This is a genomic window from Pedobacter nyackensis (assembly GCF_900176505.1).
Lineage (GTDB): Bacteria > Bacteroidota > Bacteroidia > Sphingobacteriales > Sphingobacteriaceae > Pedobacter > Pedobacter nyackensis.
The window spans coordinates 786,680-808,327 of sequence record NZ_FWYB01000002.1 but is presented as its reverse complement, the minus strand read 5'-3'; the positions used below and the strand labels follow the sequence as shown (position 1 = coordinate 808,327).

General features: G+C 40.9%; 20 protein-coding genes. 6 read left to right on the top strand and 14 right to left on the bottom strand.

From position 1 onward, the window contains the following. Positions 1 to 311: 311 nt before the first annotated feature. Complete coding sequence (locus tag B9A18_RS07725; RefSeq protein WP_084288662.1) at positions 312 to 2,900, top strand: phosphoenolpyruvate carboxylase; 2,589 nt, start codon at positions 312 to 314, stop codon at positions 2,898 to 2,900. A 61-nt stretch (positions 2,901 to 2,961) separates the two neighbouring features. Here the strand turns inward: B9A18_RS07725 and B9A18_RS07720 are convergent, their stop codons facing one another. From B9A18_RS07720 to B9A18_RS07700, 5 genes are all read right to left on the bottom strand, one after another. Next, positions 2,962 to 3,210, bottom strand: coding sequence for a DUF6952 family protein (locus tag B9A18_RS07720; RefSeq protein ID WP_084288661.1), 249 nt, complete (start codon positions 3,208 to 3,210; stop codon positions 2,962 to 2,964). Between the two features lie 85 nt (positions 3,211 to 3,295). Continuing rightward, on the bottom strand, positions 3,296 to 3,604 hold the full coding sequence (locus tag B9A18_RS07715; RefSeq protein WP_084288660.1) for a thioredoxin family protein: 309 nt from the start codon (positions 3,602 to 3,604) through the stop codon (positions 3,296 to 3,298). Between the two features lie 13 nt (positions 3,605 to 3,617). Then, complete coding sequence (locus B9A18_RS07710; protein WP_084288659.1) at positions 3,618 to 4,250, bottom strand: peroxiredoxin; 633 nt, start codon at positions 4,248 to 4,250, stop codon at positions 3,618 to 3,620. Positions 4,251 to 4,390: 140 nt separating this feature from the next. After that, on the bottom strand, positions 4,391 to 6,178 hold the full coding sequence (locus tag B9A18_RS07705) for a S9 family peptidase (protein ID WP_084288658.1): 1,788 nt from the start codon (positions 6,176 to 6,178) through the stop codon (positions 4,391 to 4,393). A 12-nt stretch (positions 6,179 to 6,190) separates the two neighbouring features. Next, a complete protein-coding gene (locus tag B9A18_RS07700) occupies positions 6,191 to 7,399 on the bottom strand; it encodes a Rossmann-fold NAD(P)-binding domain-containing protein (RefSeq protein ID WP_084288657.1) in 1,209 nt (402 codons plus the stop codon). A 148-nt stretch (positions 7,400 to 7,547) separates the two neighbouring features. On the opposite strand from B9A18_RS07700, the gene B9A18_RS07695 reads away from it, so the two are divergent. Beyond that, complete coding sequence (locus B9A18_RS07695; RefSeq protein ID WP_084288656.1) at positions 7,548 to 8,948, top strand: aldehyde dehydrogenase family protein; 1,401 nt, start codon at positions 7,548 to 7,550, stop codon at positions 8,946 to 8,948. Between the two features lies 1 nt (position 8,949). Here B9A18_RS07695 and ygiD read toward each other — a convergent pair whose 3' ends face one another. Then, complete coding sequence (ygiD, locus tag B9A18_RS07690; RefSeq protein WP_317048226.1) at positions 8,950 to 9,780, bottom strand: 4,5-DOPA-extradiol-dioxygenase; 831 nt, start codon at positions 9,778 to 9,780, stop codon at positions 8,950 to 8,952. 65 nt (positions 9,781 to 9,845) lie between these two features. Next, a complete protein-coding gene (locus tag B9A18_RS07685) occupies positions 9,846 to 10,418 on the bottom strand; it encodes a YceI family protein (protein ID WP_084288654.1) in 573 nt (190 codons plus the stop codon). A gap of 143 nt (positions 10,419 to 10,561) precedes the next feature. On the opposite strand from B9A18_RS07685, the gene B9A18_RS07680 reads away from it, so the two are divergent. Genes B9A18_RS07680 through B9A18_RS07665 form a run of 4 tightly spaced genes read left to right on the top strand, consistent with a single transcriptional unit; the run spans position 10,562 to position 14,282 of the window. Then, a complete protein-coding gene (locus B9A18_RS07680) occupies positions 10,562 to 11,278 on the top strand; it encodes a peptidylprolyl isomerase (protein ID WP_084288653.1) in 717 nt (238 codons plus the stop codon). Between the two features lie 15 nt (positions 11,279 to 11,293). Next, positions 11,294 to 12,064 (top strand): exodeoxyribonuclease III, encoded by a 771-nt coding sequence (locus B9A18_RS07675; protein WP_084288652.1) that lies wholly within the window; start codon positions 11,294 to 11,296, stop codon positions 12,062 to 12,064. Between the two features lie 2 nt (positions 12,065 to 12,066). Beyond that, positions 12,067 to 13,311, top strand: coding sequence for an imidazolonepropionase (hutI, locus tag B9A18_RS07670; protein ID WP_084288651.1), 1,245 nt, complete (start codon positions 12,067 to 12,069; stop codon positions 13,309 to 13,311). Continuing rightward, a complete protein-coding gene (locus B9A18_RS07665; RefSeq protein ID WP_084288650.1) occupies positions 13,311 to 14,282 on the top strand; it encodes a formimidoylglutamase in 972 nt (323 codons plus the stop codon). The genes hutI and B9A18_RS07665 overlap by 1 nt, the downstream gene beginning before the upstream one ends. A 47-nt stretch (positions 14,283 to 14,329) precedes the next feature. Here B9A18_RS07665 and B9A18_RS07660 read toward each other — a convergent pair whose 3' ends face one another. The 7 genes from B9A18_RS07660 to lpxD form a co-directional block, all read right to left on the bottom strand. After that, entirely contained in the window at positions 14,330 to 16,120 is a 1,791-nt protein-coding gene (locus B9A18_RS07660; RefSeq protein ID WP_084288649.1) for an OmpA family protein, read from the bottom strand. 102 nt (positions 16,121 to 16,222) lie between these two features. Next, a complete protein-coding gene (locus B9A18_RS07655) occupies positions 16,223 to 16,783 on the bottom strand; it encodes a 5-formyltetrahydrofolate cyclo-ligase (RefSeq protein ID WP_084288648.1) in 561 nt (186 codons plus the stop codon). Positions 16,784 to 16,924: 141 nt separating this feature from the next. Continuing rightward, entirely contained in the window at positions 16,925 to 17,485 is a 561-nt protein-coding gene (gene efp / locus B9A18_RS07650; protein ID WP_084288647.1) for an elongation factor P, read from the bottom strand. A 157-nt stretch (positions 17,486 to 17,642) separates the two neighbouring features. Next, on the bottom strand, positions 17,643 to 18,257 hold the full coding sequence (locus B9A18_RS07645; protein WP_084288646.1) for an ABC transporter ATP-binding protein: 615 nt from the start codon (positions 18,255 to 18,257) through the stop codon (positions 17,643 to 17,645). A 12-nt stretch (positions 18,258 to 18,269) separates the two neighbouring features. Further along, a complete protein-coding gene (lpxA, locus tag B9A18_RS07640) occupies positions 18,270 to 19,055 on the bottom strand; it encodes an acyl-ACP--UDP-N-acetylglucosamine O-acyltransferase (protein ID WP_084288645.1) in 786 nt (261 codons plus the stop codon). Further along, positions 19,052 to 20,461, bottom strand: coding sequence for a bifunctional UDP-3-O-[3-hydroxymyristoyl] N-acetylglucosamine deacetylase/3-hydroxyacyl-ACP dehydratase (locus tag B9A18_RS07635; protein WP_084288644.1), 1,410 nt, complete (start codon positions 20,459 to 20,461; stop codon positions 19,052 to 19,054). The genes lpxA and B9A18_RS07635 overlap by 4 nt, the downstream gene beginning before the upstream one ends. Beyond that, on the bottom strand, positions 20,461 to 21,537 hold the full coding sequence (gene lpxD, locus B9A18_RS07630) for a UDP-3-O-(3-hydroxymyristoyl)glucosamine N-acyltransferase (RefSeq protein WP_084288643.1): 1,077 nt from the start codon (positions 21,535 to 21,537) through the stop codon (positions 20,461 to 20,463). Before lpxD ends, B9A18_RS07635 begins: the two co-directional genes overlap by 1 nt. Between the last annotated feature and the right edge of the window lie 111 nt (positions 21,538 to 21,648).

Below are 21,648 nucleotides of genomic sequence, written 5' to 3'. Positions count from 1 at the left end.
TATTATTTTTGGATCAAAAGAGGGGGTTTTACAGAAATTCAAAAAGAATGTCGCTGTACCGACAGATCTGCATTAAATAAAAACGGCTGTTAGGACATCCCAACAGCCGTTTTTACCCCAAAAAAATAACAATTAATTCATACAACCTCTAGCGTCTCCGCTAAACATGTATATTCCTTTAGAGATTTGTTTAATCTCTATGCATCTAAGTTAAAAATTTTGACTAAAAAATCAAAATAATTTAATTACCTCCAAAGGCCGTTTTTCGGATCATTTTTGCTAGATTAAGCGCGAATTTTTTCCTTTAAACTATGATGCAAAAACTACGCGCAAAAGGTCAGAGAGAGTCTATTTTTAACAATGAAGTCGTATCCCGGTTCGAACTTTATAACAGTCTTTTCCTTACCCTTCCGTTTTACAAGATTAAAGATACCGGTACTTTACTACCCCTTTTTATTAAATACTGTGAAGATGGAGTAAACAATCATGATACTCCCGCAGAGATTATTAATGTTTTCTTTAAGAAGTATACCCAAAAGCATACGAAGAAGGACGTCGTAGATCTTTTGTTCCGGTTTATCCAATACATAGAGCGTCAGGTGGTACTTTTTGACGCCGTCGAGGATGCATCTTTCAATAAATTAAATGCCGCAGATGAACATAACGCCTTGTTATCTTATCTGAAAAAAGGAGTTGACAATAAATCACTTAATGATAAAATTGAGAAACTGATTGAGGAGTTCTCTTTGCGCCTGGTATTAACTGCGCATCCAACACAATTTTATCCGGGCAGTGTTCTTTCTATCATTACAGATTTGACCACAGCCATTAAAACAAACGACATATCAAGCATTAATCTTTTACTACAGCAATTGGGTAAAACGCCTTTCTTTAACAAGAAATCGCCTACACCCGTGGATGAAGCTCTGAGCCTTGCATGGTATCTGGAAAACGTATTTTACTTTGCAGCAGCCAACATCCAGTCGGAAGTTGATAAAAGTCTGAATGATTATAACCTGCAGTCGAAAAAAATCATTGAACTAGGCTTTTGGCCGGGTGGTGATAGAGATGGTAATCCGAATGTACACGCCGATTCAACGGTACAGGTATCCAAAATGCTACGCCAAATCTTGTTCAGATGCTATTACCGCGACTTCAGAAGCTTGAAACGACGCATCACCTTTAGAGGGGTTGAGGATACCATTGCCATTGTACAGGATGTATTGTACAAAAATGCGTTCGATCCTAATATCAAGATGGAAAATATTTCCAGTTTCTTAATCGAGAACCTTAATAAGATTGCGACAACACTGAATGATGACCATGACGGTCTGTTTGCCGACCTGGTTACAGATCTGATCCGTAAAGTAGAGCTTTACGGTTGCCATTTTGCTTCGCTGGATATCAGACAAGACAGTAGAGTACTAAGGGATGTGCATGCTTTTTGTCGTCAGAGCAAACCTATTGTATCCTTGTTCCCGGAAGATTATGATTCCCTCACTGAAGCAGAGAAAATCAAAAACCTTTCGTTCAAAAGCGCTAAATTAAGTGATACATCGCACTCAAATGCTTTGATTGATGACACTTTGCAAACGATCTCAGAACTAAAACAGATCCAGGAAAGTAATGGAGAACTTGCCTGCCATCGTTTCATCATCAGCAATTGCCAACAGGCAAGTGATATCCTGCAACTGATTGAACTTTTCCTTTGGAACGGATGGGAAGAAGAAAACCTGACGATAGACTTTGTTCCTTTGTTTGAAACTGTACATGACCTTGCAGATGCTGCAGAAATCATGCATACGCTGTATTCACATCCATTTTACAAAGAACACCTAAAGAGACGCGGCAACAAGCAGCACATCATGCTGGGCTTCTCGGATAGCACTAAAGATGGTGGTTATTTAATGGCCAACTGGTCTATTTTTAACGCCAAAGTTGCGCTGACAGGCACCGCTAATCAACACAATATACAACTGGCATTCTTTGATGGTCGCGGTGGACCACCTTCACGTGGCGGTGGTAAAACACACCGTTTCTATGCTTCTATGGGGAAAGAAATTGCCAACAAGAACATCCAATTGACTGTACAAGGGCAAACGATTAGTTCACAGTATGGGTCGATCGACAGTGCTGAATTTAACATTGAACAACTGATCAATGCCGGGATATCTGCCGGAGTCAAAGAAGTGCATAATATCCTACTCGACCCCCTACACAAAAGTCTGCTGGATGTAATGGCGAAAGACAGTTACGAATCCTTCCTTGCTTTACGCCAGCATCCATTATTTTTAAGCTATCTGGAGAAATTCTCGCCATTAACTTTGCTGTCTAAAATTACAATTAGCAGCCGTCCTGTTAAACGTAATTCGGGGGGATCATTGAAATTGGAAGACCTGCGCGCAATCAGCTTTGTAACGGCATGGAGCCAGTTAAAACAAAACATTCCCGGATTTTACGGAATGGGAACGGCCTTAAAGAATCAGGAAACAGAGGGCAACTGGGATAAAGTGGTGAAGACCTACCAGGAATCGGGGTATTTCAAAACGATCATCGACAACTGTATGATGTCGATGAGTAAGTCAGATTTCTCCATTACTGCTCACTTTGCTAATGATAAAGAGTACGGCGCTTTCTGGAAAATGCTAAATGACGAATTTGAGCTCTCTAAGCGCATGCTTTTAAAGCTATCGGGCCATGAGACCTTAATGGAGAATTACCCGGTTGAGAAGAGCTCTATTGCAGTGAGAGAGAAAATTGTTCTCCCTTTGGTACTCATTCAGCACTATGCATTAGAGTTATTGCAATCTAAAATCACGGATGAAGAGCAGCAATCTTACGAAAAGCTGGCTATAAGAACGGTATACGGCATTGTAAATGCAGGTCGAAACCTGGCTTAAAAACCATAAAGCATAAAAAAGGCGACCTTAACGGGTCGCCTTTTTTTATCGTTGGTTAAAATTAACGGTCAATTGATCCCATCACTTTCTGGCCAAATGCATTCAATGCATCTTTCTCCGTTGCTCCTGCTTTTACGTTCTCATGAACTTCAATCGCTCCGCAGATGTTAGTGATCATCTCTCCTGCCACATCAATTTCTTCCTCGCTTATTCCTCTGAATTCACAAAAAGCTTCTAAAACAGTTAGTGTTGCTTCAAGGTTTTCGGGAGTGCTATTTTGAAATAGCTGTCTTATAACTGGAATTTTCATCTGTATATATTTGCTTTTTATCTGTTATGAAGCTATCATGAGTTTTTATTATTGTATTTTCGAGCGTAAACTCATGATGGTTTCATTATTTTATTTTATCAAATAATCCATTTAATACTTCTGCTTTATTGGTCTGAACCTGTTCAACCAGAGCACCGCCTTCGAAGGCTGCAAAAGTTGGCAAATTATCTACGTTTGCCAATTTGCGTGATTCCGGGAATTTTTCAGCATCTACAATCAGAAAGGCAACGTCCTCATTTTCAGTAGCCAGTTTTTTAAACTTTGGCTTCATGATCCTGCAGTTTCCACACCATGATGCCGCATACTGAACCATCACCTTGTTGTTTTCAGCAACATACTGTTGAAGATTATCTTCTGTTAATTCTAAAAACATATTTTTTAATTTATTAGTTGGCGCTTAAATACTCAGCTACGCCAGTTCTGTTTGCACTCATTGCTTCTTTTCCTTCTTCCCAGTTCGCAGGGCAAACTTCGCCATGTTTTTGAACGTGAGCATAAGCATCAATTAAGCGCAAATATTCTTTTACATTTCTACCTACTGGCATATCGTTAACACCTTCATGGAACACTTTACCAGTCTCATCAATTAAGTATGTAGCTCTGAAAGTAACGTTTGAACCAGAGAAAGATTCGTTTCCGTCTTCATCATATTCAACATCCTGATCTACTATACCTAAGATATTAGCTAAGTGTCTGTGTGTATCAGCTAAAATCGGGTAAGTTACACCTTCAATACCACCGTTATCTTTCGGTGTATTTAACCATGCAAAGTGAACTTCGTTTGTATCGCATGAAGCACCGATTACAATTGTATTTCTTTTTTCGAAATCAGGTAGAGCAGCCTGGAAAGCGTGTAATTCTGTCGGGCAAACAAAAGTAAAATCTTTTGGATACCAGAATAATAAAACTTTTTTCTGTTTGTTTACGGCTTCTTCAAATACGTTGATCTTCAAATCATCGCCCATTTCTGACATGGCATCGATGCTAACACTTGGGAATTTTTTTCCTACTACTGACATAATTATTTTTGTGTTTATTGTTCTTATTTTGACGATGCAAAGGTAAGGCTATATCTAGTCAAAAACAACCGTATTCAAGATATAACAGATACTTAATCTTGATAAGCATATAGAATATATCTATATCATCAAAATAAAGATTAGTTTTCGTCTATGGTTTTTTTAAGCGTTCGCTCGAACAGCTTATAGATGCGACTGTATTGGTCTGTCCAGCTTACCGGCTCGGTAAATACATGCCCTTCTTTCTGGTAAGCAACAAGCTCCCAATTGCTTTTCCCCAGTGTCTTAAGCTGCCTTGAAAGCCGCTCGATATCTAGAAAGCCCACATTATCATCTAACACACCATGACAAATCAACAGATCACCTTTTAAGCCTTCTGCAAAATAAATGGGGGAACTGCGTTTATAAGCCAACTCATCATTGTATGGTTCATTGAGAATACTGAAAGTATAATCCTGATCATAATGCGCCCAATCTGCAACCGCTCTCAGTGCCGCTCCACTACGGAAAACCTCAGCTTCTTTAAATAAGGCCATCAGTGTAATAAAACCGCCGTACGAGCCGCCATATATACCTACATGCCTAGGATTAACATGGTATTTATCAACCAGCATCCTCACACCGTCGACCTGATCAGTCAAATCTTTTCCGCCCATATGTCTGTAAATCCCTGTTCTATGATTTCTGCCATAACCAGCGCTTGCGGTATAATCAATATCGATCACTGTATACCCATTGTCGGCCAGTAAGTTGTTAAACATATATTCCCTTGAATATAGACTCCACCAATAATGCGCATTCTGCAAATAGCCTGCTCCATGAACAAAAACCACAGCGGGACGATTTGGATGAGGCCGCTTTGCTGGGTAAACCCTTGCATAAATATCATCACCATAGCGATTTTTAAAAGAAACCAGATCAGGTACCATCCATTTATACGAATTAAATTCAGCTGTTGTAGAGGAGGTAATCCTCATTGCCTTTGCACCAGGTTGATTTCTCTGCAAATACAATTCCCAAGGCTTATTCATATACGAATAATTAATGGCCAGCCAGCGCTCGTCAGGCGAAAGTAAGACCTCGTTACCGCCTTTCATCCTGGTGATTTGAGTTATAGTTCCCCCATTCACCCCGATCCGGTAAAAATGAGTAACTCCGGGGTGCGCTTTATTGGCTGTAAAATAAAACCATTTCTTATTCTTCGAAAGCTGCAGACTTTGCACTTCCCATTTGCCTGAAGTTAATTGCCTGTTCGCGCCTGTTTTAACATTTACCACATAAATATGAGCGTAACCACTAGCCTCGCCCCTATAGAAAATCCTATTCTCATCAAGCCATTCTACTACTCCCAGGCCCGGACCACCAACCCAGGCATCATCATGCTGACGGTCAACAACTGATATTTCGTCAGTTGTTGCGTCCAGTTTCATCAACCACAAGTCTTTATTGTCCTTAGCCTTTACCACATAAATAGCTAGAGTACCTTTTTCATTCCAATGCGGCTTTGTCAGCTCAACTTTACGATCCAGGTTTTCGATTTTACGCCTTTTCAGCTCTAATGGATACTCTTTAAGATAATCTGGCAAGTCTTTAATTCCCGGGATTTTAGCTAACACTCTAGCGCGGGAAACGGTATCCCTTCCGATATTCATGGAACTCCCTTCCGAATCAACTTTTTCGGCGACCTGCTTTTCTGATTTTTTTATATTACCCGAAAACACATTAACCTGGTACAGCGCTCTCCGGGCATTCCGCTCAGGATTCCAATCAAAATACAGCGTTTTACTATCTGCAGACCAATGAAATCCTGAGGGTGAAACCCCCTTCCATTTTTGGTCTCTCATGATCTTCTCCACCGTTAGTGGGGCTAGCTGCTGGGCGCTGGCCGCAGAGATCAAGAAACAGAAAAACACCACCAGCTTCTTCATGGTTAAAAAAAATTATCTGATCACCCTACCCGTCCTGTCCAGATTTACCTCAATCAAATCCAGATATCCATCTACCAGAGCGGAAAACTCACGACGCGTAACGTTTCGGTTCAAATCAAACTTATTTTTGAATTGATATGTTGACGCCCATTTTTTCTCAATCTCCTTCTTTGTATTTTCCGGCGCTTTATTTCCAACCATACAAATCATGCTGATTAAAGATCCAAGTGTCATATTCGGCTCCTTATGGTCATCAAACCAAATCTGGGCCTTATAATAAAATTCCTTCAGTGGTACTTTTATTTCGGCGATAGTAACTTCCGATTCCGGAGAAAAACTAGCCTCCCCGTTCACAATAGCGGCTTTTAAAAAGCCCGTCAATCCAACCCTCTGAATTGCCTTCCAGTTCGGATCATTAGCTTGAATATCTGCAAATGGCATTACTGCGAGCTTAAAAGCGATTAGTTCCTTTTGTATCAACTTTAAATCTCCCAGCGATGTTTTTGTCTTAAAAAACACAGCATAAGCCGCTACTGCACCCCCAGCCTGCCCTCCTGCCATACTTTCCTGCTTAGGATTCAAAACAACCAGATTCTCCTGCTTGGGAAGCAGGAAACTATAGAAAGGAATAATATTAGCTGTTGTGCCATCAAGTGAATAACCTGAGGTCACGCTTAACCTGTAAAGATTGTCGGCATAACTTAATGCCTGCCAAAGTTTATTTGTCTGAGCCGGAAGTTCCAATACCTCGTTTACAATACCAGTACCATCAGCGTTAACCAGCACCTCTGCTTTTATTGTCCGTCCGTCGGCCAATTGTACATTCCAGTTTCTGCCCGATCTTTTTATCCTTGCCCACTTTACATTCCTCAATATGGTTAAATTCTTGATGGTATCCGCCCAGGTTTTCAGCACAGCATTAGCACTCGTTCCATCAACATACACCTTGGCCGTACTATCCTGCATCCCTTTGGCCACACGCATTCGCTTTAAAAAACCCGCCTCAATGCCCGAGCTAATATTCTTTTCAGGTGGGGAAATAGTCAGATCAGACTGCTGAATCAGCATAATCGTTTTTACACCGGAAAGTGCCGATTGAAAGCCTGCACCCACCGCATTATTCCCATTGCCAATCACCAATACTCCGGTTTTAAGGGTTTGAGCGACGGCTATTTGAGTAAATACCGAAATTATGAAAACAATAAACAATCCCTTTTTCATTATATATAATTTGTTTTTTTATTGGTTATGAAGCTTGCAAAGCTTATTTATTGTATTTTGTGTGTACTTATGTTTTGTATATTAGTTAATGATCTGCAATATCGATTAAATGACTTTGTATGGAATGAATAAATAACAGGAAATAACCATGACGCAAACCATCATCTCAGTTTTCGAAGCTCAGCAAAAACATAAATATACGCTTAGAAACAGCAATTCAGCGCAAAGAATTGATAAATTAAAAACTTTAAAGGCCGGAATAGAGAAATACGAAACCCGTATCTATGAGGCCCTGCAAAGCGATTTAAGAAAAAGCCACTTCGAAGCCGCTGTTACGGAACTGATATTTGTTTATGGGGAACTTAACTTTGCAATCAAGCACTTAAGCAGCTGGATGAGGCCCAAACGTGTCGGAAAAACAATTACCAGCCTTACAGCAAAAAACAGGATCTACTATGAACCAAAAGGAGTTTGCCTGATCATCTCCCCATGGAACTATCCCTTCCAGCTACTTATAAGTCCGCTTATTTCAGTTATTGCGGCCGGGAATTGCGCTATATTAAAACCTTCTGAACTTAGTCCCGCAACTAGTGCGGTTATCAACGCACTGATCAAAGAATGCTTTGACGAGCAGGAAATTTGCTGCATTGAGGGAGACGCGGCAGCATCAACAGCATTACTTGACCTACCTTTTGATCATATCTTTTTTACCGGAAGCACTGCTATTGGGAAAGTGGTAATGGAAGCCGCGGCCAAACATTTGACTTCTGTTACCCTCGAGTTGGGCGGCAAATCGCCCACGGTAATAGACCAGAGCGCGAACCTCAAAAAGGCTGCAGAAAAAATTGCCTGGGGCAAACTGCTCAACGCCGGACAAACCTGTATCGCTCCTGATTATGTCTTAATCCCCCAAAACAGGCAGGAGGAATTTATAAGCGAATATGCCATTGCCGCCAACAAGCTGTTTTTTAACAGCAACAAACAGATCAATGAAAATGCATACGCAAAGATCATCAATGAAAGGCATTACAAAAGAATATCCAACCTCATGCAAAATGCTACCGAAAACGGAGCTAAAATAGCGTTTGGAGGCGAAAAGAATGAATCAAATCACACCATAAATCCAACAGTACTTACTCAGCTCCATATGGATGCTGAAATCATGAAAGAAGAAATATTTGGCCCGGTTCTACCCATCATCACTTATCAAACTACCGATGAGGCGATACAAGAAATCAACAGCAGAAGTAAGCCTCTAGCCTTGTATATTTTTAGTGAAAACAAGAAAAACATTGCACAGCTCATCAAAAACACCTCCGCAGGAGGCACTTGTGTAAATGATGTGCTGATTCATATTTCGAACCCTAAGCTACCCTTTGGTGGGGTAAACAGCAGCGGAATGGGGAGCTGTCATGGCTTTTTTGGCTTTAAAACTTTCTCACATGAAAGAAGCGTTGTATTCCAGTCCAGAATGAATGTAAGCAATCTGATATATCCACCATATGAGAATAAATACTGGGTGCTAAATTGGCTTAAAAGACTAATGTAGATTAGCCTATTCTTACTGAAGTCATGGTTAAGGAACCACCAACCGCCTTGTCATTAAACAAAGACAAGCCTTCATGAGGGTTTTGCAGGCCCAATGTATACATCAGGGGTAAATAATGCTCTGGTGTAGGAATGGCCAACATAGCCTCTCTACCTAAATTCCGGTAATCAACAAGCTGTTGGTGCTCGTGATTCAGGATTAGGTTTTTAAACTTATCATTCATTTCCAAAGCCCAGTCGAACCCACCGCCATTGATCATTTCCCAACTCATCATCCTCAGGTTGTGTACCATGTTACCGCTACCCAGAATTAAAACTCCCCGCTTACGAAGATCATAAAGTTCCTTTGCCAGATTGTAATGGTAGGCCGCATCTTTGGTATAATCCATACTCAATTGCAACACGGGAATGTTCGCCTCCGGATACATATGCCTTACAACGGTCCATGCGCCATGGTCGAGCCCCCAGTCATGATCTAACCCAACCACTGTACTTGAAATCAATCCGGCAGTCTCTTTTGCCAATGCCGGATAGCCCGGAGCAGGGTATTCAACATCAAATAAAGCTTGCGGGAAGCCTCCAAAATCGTGGATAGTTTTCGGAAAATCCATTGCCGTAATGTGTGTACCCCTGGTAAACCAGTGTGCAGAGACTACAAGAACTGCCTTGGGCTGTGGGATATCCTTAGCCAGGCCGGCCCATTTGGTACTAAACTCGTTATCCTCGATCCCATTCATCGGCGAACCATGGCCAATAAACAAAACGGGCATCAAAGTCTCCTGCAATGGCAGACTGCCTATGAAATTATTAAACTGAGATAAATTAGACATCATTATTAAAATTAAATAGGGTCGTCCAAAAGGATGTTTTGTCCTTTTGGACGACCCTATTGTTTGGATTACTTAGCCTGAGTAAATTCCAGGTTTAAAGTAACTTTAATATCTTTAGCTACACCCGCGCCAGTCGGATCATATTTAATGTTATAGTCCAGCCTGTTAACGCTTGTAGTTGCCATAAAGCCTGCTTTGGTATTTCCTTGCTGATCTTTAGCGGTACCGCCATAAACCACAGCAAATTTCACATCTTTAGTCACGTCACGAATGGTTAGTTTACCGCTCAAAACGTAAGCATTTCCTTTACCCTTTTTGAATGAAGTACTTTCAAAAGTCATTGTTGGATACTTCTCTGCATTAAAAAAATCATCTGTTTTAAGGTGATTATCTCTCATATCAACACCAGTATTGATGCTGTTTACATCTACCGTAAAGTTAATTTTTGCATCAGTAAGGTCAGCTTTAGCCGCTACAATCGAACCGTCAAATTTTCTAAATGATCCATCTACGAATGAAATCCCCATGTGCTTAACCGAGAAGTTCACAAAAGAGTGCATCGGATCTACTGTCCACTTGGTTTGTGCGAATGACGCAACGCTGATTGAAATAGCAACCAGAAATAAAAATAATTTCTTCATAATCTTCAATAATTAAGTTACAAAGCTATAACCATTCTCAGCCCTAATTGTTGATCTATGATAAGAAATAGTCCTTCCAACATTTCATACGCTTTAAGAATAAAGCAGATTTACCTTAACTTAGCCGGGTAATTAAACTGACAATGAGGAATTATTTTACCCTAATGCTTTGCCTGTGCTTTATTTCAGCCTTTTCTGCAAAGCCAAAAAATCAATACGTTAAAATCAAAACCGCTCAGGGCGAATGCATTGTAAAGCTATATAACGAAACGCCTCAACACCGCGACAACTTTCTTAAACTAACTGAAAAAGGGACTTATAACGGAACCTTATTCCACAGGGTGATCAAAGATTTCATGATCCAGGGTGGTGATCCAGATTCTAAAACGGCTGTTAAAGGGGCTGTTCTTGGCGAAGGAACTGTAGGTTATACTGTCCCTGCTGAATTTCGTGATAGCCTGTTTCATAAAAAAGGAGTTCTTGCAGCTGCAAGAGATGACAACCCTGAAAAAGCCTCTAGCGGATGTCAGTTTTACCTGGTACAAGGTAAAATTTTTACCGACGAACAATTAGACAGATTAGAAATAAGTCGTCTAAAGCATAAAATCCCTCAATCACAAAGAGAAATCTATAAAACATTGGGAGGCACACCACATTTAGACAGAAACTATACCGTTTATGGAGAAATCGTGAAAGGAATTGAACTGGTAGATAAAATTGCCGCTGCAGAAACAGATGGTAACAATAGACCGCTTGCAGATGTAAAGATGGACATTAGCATTTTGAAACGCAGAGAAGCAAAGAAACTTGAAAAATCACTGGCCAAAGAAGCCAAAGCATTAGCAAAAACAACAGCATAAAAATCAATAATACCGATGAAGATTATCTCTTATAATGTAAATGGCATTCGCTCAGCCTCCACCAAAAACTTTTTCGGATGGCTGCAAGCTACAGATGCCGATATGATCTGCCTGCAGGAAGTCAAAGCATTGCCTTCACAAATCCCTGAAATTATTGTTTTAATAGAACAGTTAGGCTATCACCATTATTGGTTTCCGGCCGAAAAAAAGGGATATAGCGGGGTTGCTATACTAACCCGGGTAAAACCAAACCATGTTGAATATGGTTGTGGCGAAGAATGGATTGATAAAGAAGGAAGGATTTTAAGAGCCGATTTCGATGATTTTTCATTGATGAGTCTTTATATGCCATCCGGATCAAGCGGCGATGAAAGACAAGGTAAAAAATACGAATTCATGCGTTTCTTCGACACTTACATCGGTGAATTACGTAATGAAATCCCTAATTTGATCATTTCAGGGGATTACAACATCTGCCATACTGCCATGGATATCCATAATCCCAAATCAAATGCCAATTCTTCCGGGTTTTTGCCTGAAGAGCGCGAATGGATGGAATTATTCTTAAGCAACGGCTTCATCGATACCTTCCGCCATTTCAATAAAGATCCGCATCATTACACCTGGTGGAGTTTTAGGGCCAACTCTAGAGCAAAGAACCTGGGCTGGCGTATCGATTACCACCTGGCCACTCAGCCAATGCTGGAGAAACTGAAAAAAGTAACCATTCTGGCCGATGCTATTCACTCTGATCACTGTCCTGTTTTACTTGAACTAAACCCTTAAATATGTCTGCATTGTTCATTACCAATATCGGTTCTCTTGTTGGATTACATCCTCAGGAAACCCTAATGCTAAGGGGAAACCAGATGCAGGGGCTTCCAACACTGGAAAATGCATGGGTTTTATGCGAAGACGGAAAGATTTCAGACTTTGGAAAGATGGACCAACTACCGGTTGACTTGCCAAATACCGCATTTACGCATGATGCCAAAGGGGGCTTTGTATTCCCTTCCTGGTGCGATTCTCATACCCACATCGTCTTTGCCGCCTCACGCGAAGAAGAGTTTGTGATGAAAATCGACGGAAAAAGTTATGAAGACATTGCCGCGGCCGGAGGTGGGATTTTAAACTCTGCCCGTAAACTTCAACTGGCTTCAGAAGAGCAGCTGTACAATTCTGCAGCAATCCGCCTGACAGACATGATCAAACAGGGAACCGGAGCTGTAGAGATAAAAAGTGGGTATGGATTGACAACTGATAGCGAACTCAAAATGCTGAGGGTAATCCGCAAACTGAAAGACAATTTCCAGATTCCTGTTAAAGCCTCATTCCTTGCCGCCCACGCTTATCCTCCTGAATATAAAAACAACCATGAGGGTTATATTAAGCTGATCATAGATGAAATGTTGCCGAAAATTGCGGATGAAGGTCTGGCCGATTATATGGACGCTTTTTGTGAGCAGGGCTTTTTCTCTGTAGACGATACCGACAGACTTTTACAGGCGGGCGCTAAATACGGATTGAAACCTAAAATACATGCCAACCAGCTATCTGTTTCAGGTGGAGTTCAGGTAGGTGTGAAGCATCAGGCCATCTCAGTAGATCACCTGGAGGCTACCGATGACGCAGTTATTGAAAGTTTAAAAAGCGGTGATACGATTGCGACATTATTGCCTTCCTGCTCGTTTTACATCAACATTCCATTTGCCAATGCAAGAGGCCTGATCAATGCAAATATCCCGGTTGCTGTGGCAACAGATTATAACCCTGGCTCTACTCCTTCCGGAAACATGAACCTGGTGGTTTCTTTAGCCTGCATTAAACTTAGAATGCGTCCTGAAGAAGCTATAAACGCAGCCACCATCAATGGCGCAGCAGCAATGGAACTAAGCCGCGAAGTTGGCAGCATTGCCAAAGGCAAAAAAGCAAACCTGTTTATTACCCGACCAATGTCGTCACTAGCATTCCTGCCTTATAGTTTTGGGCAGTCGCAAATTGACACTATCGTCTTAAACGGAAAAATAAGCTAATGGACGGCCTTAAAATCTACGGACAGGAAGATGTCAACTCAGCGACTAGTCTTCGCTCTGGAGAGACAAAAATAGGTGAGAAGGCCCAATTTGTATCAACACTGGAAGAAATAGCCATTTCAACGGCTCAATTTGTACTGATTGGCATCCCGGAGGATATCGGTGTACGCGCCAACCATGGCGTTCCCGGTACAGCCACAGCCTGGGATCCGGCACTCAAGGCCCTTTTAAACATCCAAAGCACTCCATTTTTTTCCGGAGAGGAGTTGCTGATATTGGGGCACTTTGATTTTACCGATCCGGCAGCCCATACCTTAAGTAATCTGCAACAAAAGGTTGAAGAGATAGACGCACAGGTTTATCCTGTAATTCAACAGGTAATTGCGGCCGGAAAAGTTCCAATTGTAATAGGTGGAGGGCATAATAACGCCTATCCGATGATAAAAGGAAGTTCACTGGCCTTAAACAAGCCAATCGATGTCGTCAATATCGACGCCCATGCGGACTTAAGACCTACTGATGGCAGACATAGCGGTAATGGATTCAGTTATGCCATAAAGGATGACTTTTTAAATATTTATGGCATTTTTGGCTTACATCAGAACTACAACAACAATGCGATACTCGAAACTATATCAGAAAATCCCCGCATACATGCTGTGTTTTTTGATAACCTGCTGAAAAGTGAGCAACCGCTTTCCGATCATTGGAAAGGACTGCTTAAACAAACAGGGCCATCTACAGGCCTCGAGCTCGATCTGGATTGCATCGCAAATGTTTTATCCAGTGCTATTGGCCCTTCAGGCTTCAGTTTAAACGAAATCAGAAAACTTATTCTGACATCAGGCAAAAAATTCACGTATTTACACGTTTGCGAAGGCGCTGTTGCCTTAATTGATGGCAGGAAGGATCAAACTACCGCCAAGACCATTGCGTACCTTATAAGTGACTTTATTAAGTCACAAAAATAAAAGAGTCCGTATCTTAAGTGATACGGACTCTCTGTTTATAGGATCGGTTAATACTTCAACACCTTTATCTCTGTACGCCTGTTTGCCTGATGTTCGTCTTCATCGCATTGTACGCCATTTGCACAACGGTTTAATAAACGCGTCTCTCCATAGCCCCGGGCTATCATTCTGCTACGATCAACACCTTTGCTAACCAGGTAATTTACCGCCGCCTCGGCTCTTTGCTGCGACAAACGCATGTTGTAAGCATCTTTACCACGGCTATCGGTATGAGAGGACAACTCGATTCTCAAAGTAGGGTTTTGAAACATCACGTTTAATAAATTGTCCAATATCCTGCCTGCATCTGGCCTGATGTACGACTGATCAAAGTCATAATGGATGTTCTTAAGCACAAAGACTGCACCTGCATCCAGGTTATTAACCCCTAGCTTTAAGGTCACATAAAGCGTTTTGCTTCTGTCCAGCCCTTTAGTCGTTACACTTTCTGTTTGCGAAAATTTACCTGCCTGATTGGCCACAATGTTATAGGCCGACTGTTGCTCCAACTGATAAACAAACTTAGCTTCTGCATCAGAAATCTGCGTCATATTCTGACTATTTCCAGAATTGGTCAGCACAGTACCGATACCTGGTAATTTTGAATTGTCGTTAGCCCTAATCGTCTCCCCGATCAAAGTAAATCTCGGATCGTCGTGAAAAATCTCTTTATAGATCACATTCCCTGACTTGTCGAAATCAGCTAGCCCTATTTCAACCGGCATAGCAGCTATTCCGTTTTTCAGTGCTGTGACCTGATAAACGCCCTTTTCGGCAGCTTTTACCCGCTCTGCCTGGCCATCAGCATTACTGATAGAAGTATTATCAATGCTATTCCGACTGATTTTAACCGTCACCCCACTCAATGCTATCCCCGTTTGTAAATCTTTTACCACAACCAGGATATCTTTCGGCTGCCCAGTTGCAGGCGGAGCAACAGCTTTAGTCATCGGAGCTACGGGTGCGATTTTGCGTTTAGCGCCAAATGTATATTTAATTCCAAGGCCAACATTTACAGCCTGTATATAGGTTTTTTGAGTAATGGTTTGTTCTTCATAGAAATCGATTAAGTTAGTGATTTGGTTGTCTTTTACATTCAATACATCAGTTGCATTAAGCCCTTTTTTCTGGTTGTATTTTGTGATGTGGAACTCGCTGGAGTCTCCACCGAAGCGTTTCCCAAAAGTTCTTAAATAATCTGCCTGTGCAAATACGCCCCAATGATTGTTTATGGCGTACGACAAGCGCAAACCACCTAAGCCCATCCAGGCCTTGGTAATTCGTTTAGGGTTGCTGGTGTAGTAAACATCAGCCATATTCAAAGATGGGCCAACAGCCTGATTTACATAGATAGATTGTTTATACTGCGGGAAGCCTTGAAACAACACTCCCCCACGAAGAAAAGCCTCCAGATCGAGTTTACCAAAGTTCGATTTATAAGTGGGGCCAATGCCAACACCGATGTGTTGAAATGAAGCATGGTTAATGTATTCCGGTGCAATGTATCCATTTGCAAAGAATACGGTATCAAATTTCCTCATATTGTGGTTAAGGAAACGGGCGTCTATGCCTAAGCCCCATTTATTCCCTTTAAAGTACTGATCTATGGCCAGACCGCCGAAATACCCGTTCTTTGCGCGACCAATTTCATTTTTATAGTCGCCCAAAGGCATACTTAAGCCACCAAAGGCTGAGATCTGAAGTTTACCACTGTTATTGGGCGATGAATCCTCCTTCGTTTGCCCCCAGGTAAGGCCGGTTATCAAAACCGCCAATACCACTAATATTAACTTTTTCATAATTTCTCCTTTAGTTTAATACTACACTGTTTGGAGATATATCAATAGAAATAACATTTTGTTACCCCTGATCTGAAATTTAGGAGATAAAGAATTGTCTGCTCAGAATGTATAAATTCTGTCTGGGGTAATACACAAATCCAGGCGGACATCATGTTCATTTACATCGGTGATGATCTCAACAGGTTCAAACATGCATAAACCTATCTTACGCGTATTTATCTTCTGTAAAAAACGATCGTAAAAACCTTTACCATAACCAACCCTATAGCCCTTTTTATCAAAAGCCAGCATAGGAATAATGACAATATCAATCCCCCCGTTATGCAACTCTCCTTGCCCCGGTTCCAGGATATTGTAAAGATTCTTAACCAGACCATCCTTACCCCGATATACATAATTGGTCATCAATGCGCTGTCAAAATCAGCTCTGGGAACAATAATTTTTATATGTGGATGATGTAGATAAAGCCAATCGATAAACAAAAAAGTATCTGGCTCTTTCTTCTCTGCAATAGGAAGAAATATGTGAATGGTATTTACATCTGACAGATCTAATGAAGAGAAATGATGCAACATTTCCTGACTATAAACAGCAACCTCCTCTTGTGAAAGCGTTTTCCGTCGTGCATTTGCAGTTTTTCTGAGCTCAGCTTTTGTCATCAAAACAAAGATAACAATTACTTGCTATAGGTCTCAACTCTTCAATAAGCCCCAATAAAAAAAGCTTATAAAAAAAGATGGCTTCGGGAACCACTCCGAAGCCACAATCAACCTAAACCTAAAACTAAACTATGAAAATTCTTATTTTACTCTTTCAACATAGTCACCAGTGCGTGTATCAACCTTAACTTTATCGCCCTGATTGATAAACATTGGGACTTTTATTTCTACTCCTGTCTCTACTGTTGCATATTTCAATGCGTTTGTAGAAGTATCGCCTTTAACTGCAGGCTCCGAGTAGGTTATTTCTAATTCAACATGTGAAGGTGTTTGTGCCATAATCGGCTCGTCACTTTCAAATGCGATAATTACATTCATTCCTTCTTTCAAGAACCGTATACTTTTACCGAATAACAATTTCGGTACGTTAAACTGTTCGTATGTAGTATTATCCATTACTACTAGTGCCTCACCATCTTCATACAAATATTGGTAATCGCTGGTTTCAACACGGCAAATCTCAACCTCTTCATCTACACGGAATCTATATTCAACCAGTTTACCGGTTTTAACGTTCCGCATTTTAGCTTGATAAAAAGCGCGTAAATTTCCTGGGGTGCGGTGTAGAAATTCCTCTACTTGTACCAATTCTCCGTTGAAACGAAGGATGTTTCCATTTTTTACTTCTGATGCTTTTGCCATTTTACTTTGAAATTGTGCCTAAACTTTCGGCCTTTTTTCGTGCCGCAAAGGTAAAGACTATTTTTGAATCCTGCAATAGTTATTGAAAAATAATTTTATAAAGGTATTTTAATCGCTAAATAGCCCCTTTTGAGCGGTTTTCAAATATAAATTTTAGTTATTTATAATCCGTCAATTCCACAAAATGGTTACAAAAGGAATACTCAGACTCCTGATTTGAGCCTATGATTAGCATTCTGTTTGAAGAAAACTTTTCGATCAACTGAAGATACCAGGCCATTCCCTGTTTATCAAGGTTCGAGGTCGGTTCATCCAGCAAAAGGATTGGGGTATCACTGCAACAGGCTAAAGCAAGCTTAGTGCGCTGTTTCATTCCCGAGGAGAAGTATTTTAAAGCCTTGTCCTGCGATTTCGCCAGTCCGAGCAGGTCTAATACCGACTCTTCATCCATACCGGCTAAAAAGGCTTTAAACTTAAAATGAAACCTAATGGTTTCCTGAAGTGTAAATTCCTCAATTAAATCCAGGTAAGGCGCAGCAAAACTTATAGATTGATAAATAGATTCGACGGGAACCTCAGCCCCCGCATGATAGCTAATTTTACCTTCTGAAGGAGATAAATTGCCGAGTAAAACACTTAGCAGGGTTGATTTCCCTGAACCATTTGGTCCTAAAACTGCGTATTTTTCAGAAATGTTAAACTGATAGTTAACATTTCTGAAAATCCACTCCTGGTTAAAGCGTCTTCCAACGCCATCTAAGTTAATTGTCATGTATCCGATCGGTTAACTTCCCGAACCAAAGCCTTTCATTACTCCCCTATTAGAATTTCTGATGAAATCTACAATCTCATCACGGATCTCAGTAGGTGCAAATTCAGCTTCTATCATGTCCAGGGCCTTTGTTACGTTATTGTGTTTCACAAACAAAACCCTGTAAATTTCTTGTATCTCGTTGATTTTCTCTGAAGAAAAACCTCTTCTTCTCAAACCAACAGAATTAATGCCAGCGTAGGATAAAGGCTCTCTTGCAGCCTTAACGTATGGAGGAACGTCTTTTCTAACCAATGAACCACCGGTTACAAAGGCGTGCGAACCCACTTTTACAAACTGATGAATAGCCACCAATCCTGCCAAAACCACGTAGTCGCCAATCGTAATGTGACCTGCAAGTGTTGTACTGTTTGAAAATATACAGTAATCACCTACCTCACAATCGTGAGCAATGTGCGAATAAGCCTGAATCAGGCAGTTACTGCCAATAACAGTCTTCCATTTATCTTTAGTACCTCTGTTGATGGTTACACACTCACGAATAGTTGTATTATCACCAATTTCTGCCGTAGTAACTTCTCCGGCAAACTTTAAATCCTGTGGAACACCGGAAATTACAGAACCGGGAAATATCCTGCAGTTCTTGCCTATTCGTGCACCATCCATGATCACCACATTAGAGCCAATCCAAGTACCCTCACCTATTTCAACATCTTTGTGAATTACGGCGAAAGGTTCAATAACCACATTGTCGGCTATTTTTGCCTGAGGGTGTATATATGCTAAGGGTTGTATCATGTAGTTTCGTTTTCTTTTACTTTTACGATTTGGGCCATCATTTCTGCTTCAACAACCACTTTTCCGCCGACCATTCCGACGCCTTTCATCTGTGCAATTCCTCTTCTGATTGGCTCCATTAAATCGCATCTGAACACGATTGTATCACCAGGAGAAACCTGCGCTCTAAAACGTACATTATCGATTTTAAGGAACAAGGTAAGGTAATTTTTTGGATCAGGAACCGTACTCAACACCAGAATCCCTCCAGTTTGAGCCATAGCCTCAATCTGAATCACACCCGGAAAAACAGGTGCTCCCGGAAAATGCCCCTTAAAGAACTCCTCGTTCATGGTTACATTTTTTACACCAACCACATGGGTTTTACTCAGTTCCAGAATCTTGTCAATAAACAGAAACGGCTGACGGTGAGGGAGAATGTCCATAATCTGGACAATATCGTAAAGCGGTTTTACAGTGGTGTCATATACATGATGCACCTTTTTATTTTTTTCTTTTTTGATCGCTGCTTTAATTTTTTTAGCAAAAGCCACATTTGCAGCATGACCAGGCCTTGCAGCCATAATATGACCCTTTAAGTGAACGCCAACCAAGGCTAGATCACCAATCATATCCAATAATTTATGTCTTGCAGGCTCATTCTGATACCGCAATTCCATATTATTTAAAATTCCTTGCGGAGCAACTTCTATTTCAGACCTGTTAAAGATTTTTGCCAGGTGATCCAGCTCATCTTTAGTCACTTCCTTGTCAACAATAACAATCGCATTATTTAAATCACCCCCTTTAATCAGGTTATTTTGCAATTGATACTCTAACTCGTGCAAAAAGCAGAAAGTCCTGCATGAAGCAATTTCCTTTTTAAATTCAGCAATGCTGGAGATACCTGCATGCTGACTGCCCAAAACCGGAGAATTGTAATCAATCATGCACGTAAACCTATAGTCATCTAAAGGCATCGCAACAATCTCAACTTTTCTATCCGGCTCAGTGTAAGTAATGTTATGCGGAATTTGGAAATACTCTCTATCCACACTTTGCAACTGAACACCCGCCAGCTCCAAAGCATCTAAAAACTGAATCGCACTTCCATCCATAATTGGCGTTTCAGGCCCATCAAGCTTCATCAGAACGTTATCCAGATCCATCCCAACCAAAGAAGCCATAACGTGCTCTACCGTGCTTACACTGGCACCATTCTGGGTAATCGTTGTTCCCCTGGCTGTGTCGGTAACATTGTCGCAATCTGCATCAATAATCGGAGCTCCGGAAATATCTATCCTTTGGAATTTAAATCCGTGATTTTCAGGTGCAGGACAAAAAGTAAGCGTAACATTTGCTCCGGTATGCAGACCCACGCCTTTAACCGAAACCTCGTTTTTTATGGTCTTTTGTTTAACGTTCATTATTGTTTTTGTATTGTACTATATTGTTCGATGATCGCGTTAAGCTCTTTGATTTTAGCTTCCAGACTAGCGATCCTTTTCTCCACACTTGGCAACTGCTTAAAAATAACAGAAGCCCGCATCCAATCTCTTAAAGGTTGGGCCGGACTACCGTGCCATTGTTTATTTTCTTCTGTGGTATTAAAATTAATTCCGGCCTGAGCACCAATTTGAGTACCCTTGGCCAATGAAAGGTGCCCTGCGATACCAACCTGGCCACCAATGATAGACTTTTCGCCTAATTTAGAACTTCCGGAAATACCTGTCTGCGCAGCAACAACACTGTGTTCACCGACATCAACATTGTGCGCTATCTGAATCAGATTGTCAAGCTTTACGCCTTTTCTGATAAAGGTAGAACCCATTGTAGCCCTGTCTATGGCCGTATTTGCACCGATTTCAACGTCATCCTCAATCACCACATTACCAATCTGGGCAATCTTGGTGTAAGTCCCATCTGCTTGTGGAGCAAAGCCAAACCCATCACTACCAATTACAGTATTGGAATGAATAATGATATTGTTACCCAAAACAGAGCGGTTATAAATCTTTACCCCTGGAAAAATCGTGCAGTTTTTTCCAACCACAGAATCTGCACCAACAAATACCTGTGCTGAAATCTTGCTACCGTCACCAATCTCCACATTTTCAGAGATATAGGCAAATGCGCCAATAAACACATTCTTACCAATTTTTGCTGTTGGATGAATAAAAGACGGCTGCTCAATTCCCACCTGAGTGTTACTTTGATTAACGGCCTCGTTATACTTGTCCAGCAAAACTGAAAACGCGCTATAAGGATCAGCAACCTTAATCAGGGTGCTGTTAACTTTTTGAGAAGGCACAAAATCCTTCCCCACTATTACCACCGACGCATTTGTCAGGTATAAATAATTCTCGTACTTGGGATTAGATAAAAAGCATAAAGAACCAATCTTACCATCTTCTATCTTAGAAAGCTCGCTAACCTTAACGTTTTCGTCCCCTTCAATGGTACCATCTATAAACTCACTTATCTGCTTGGCAGTAAATTGCATTTTACAAAGTTATATGTTAAATTGATATGAACAAATAAACCTATTCAGGTTATCTACCCTTCTTATTAAGGAACGGCCTAAAAAAAGGATAATTGCCATTTGTTTTATTTT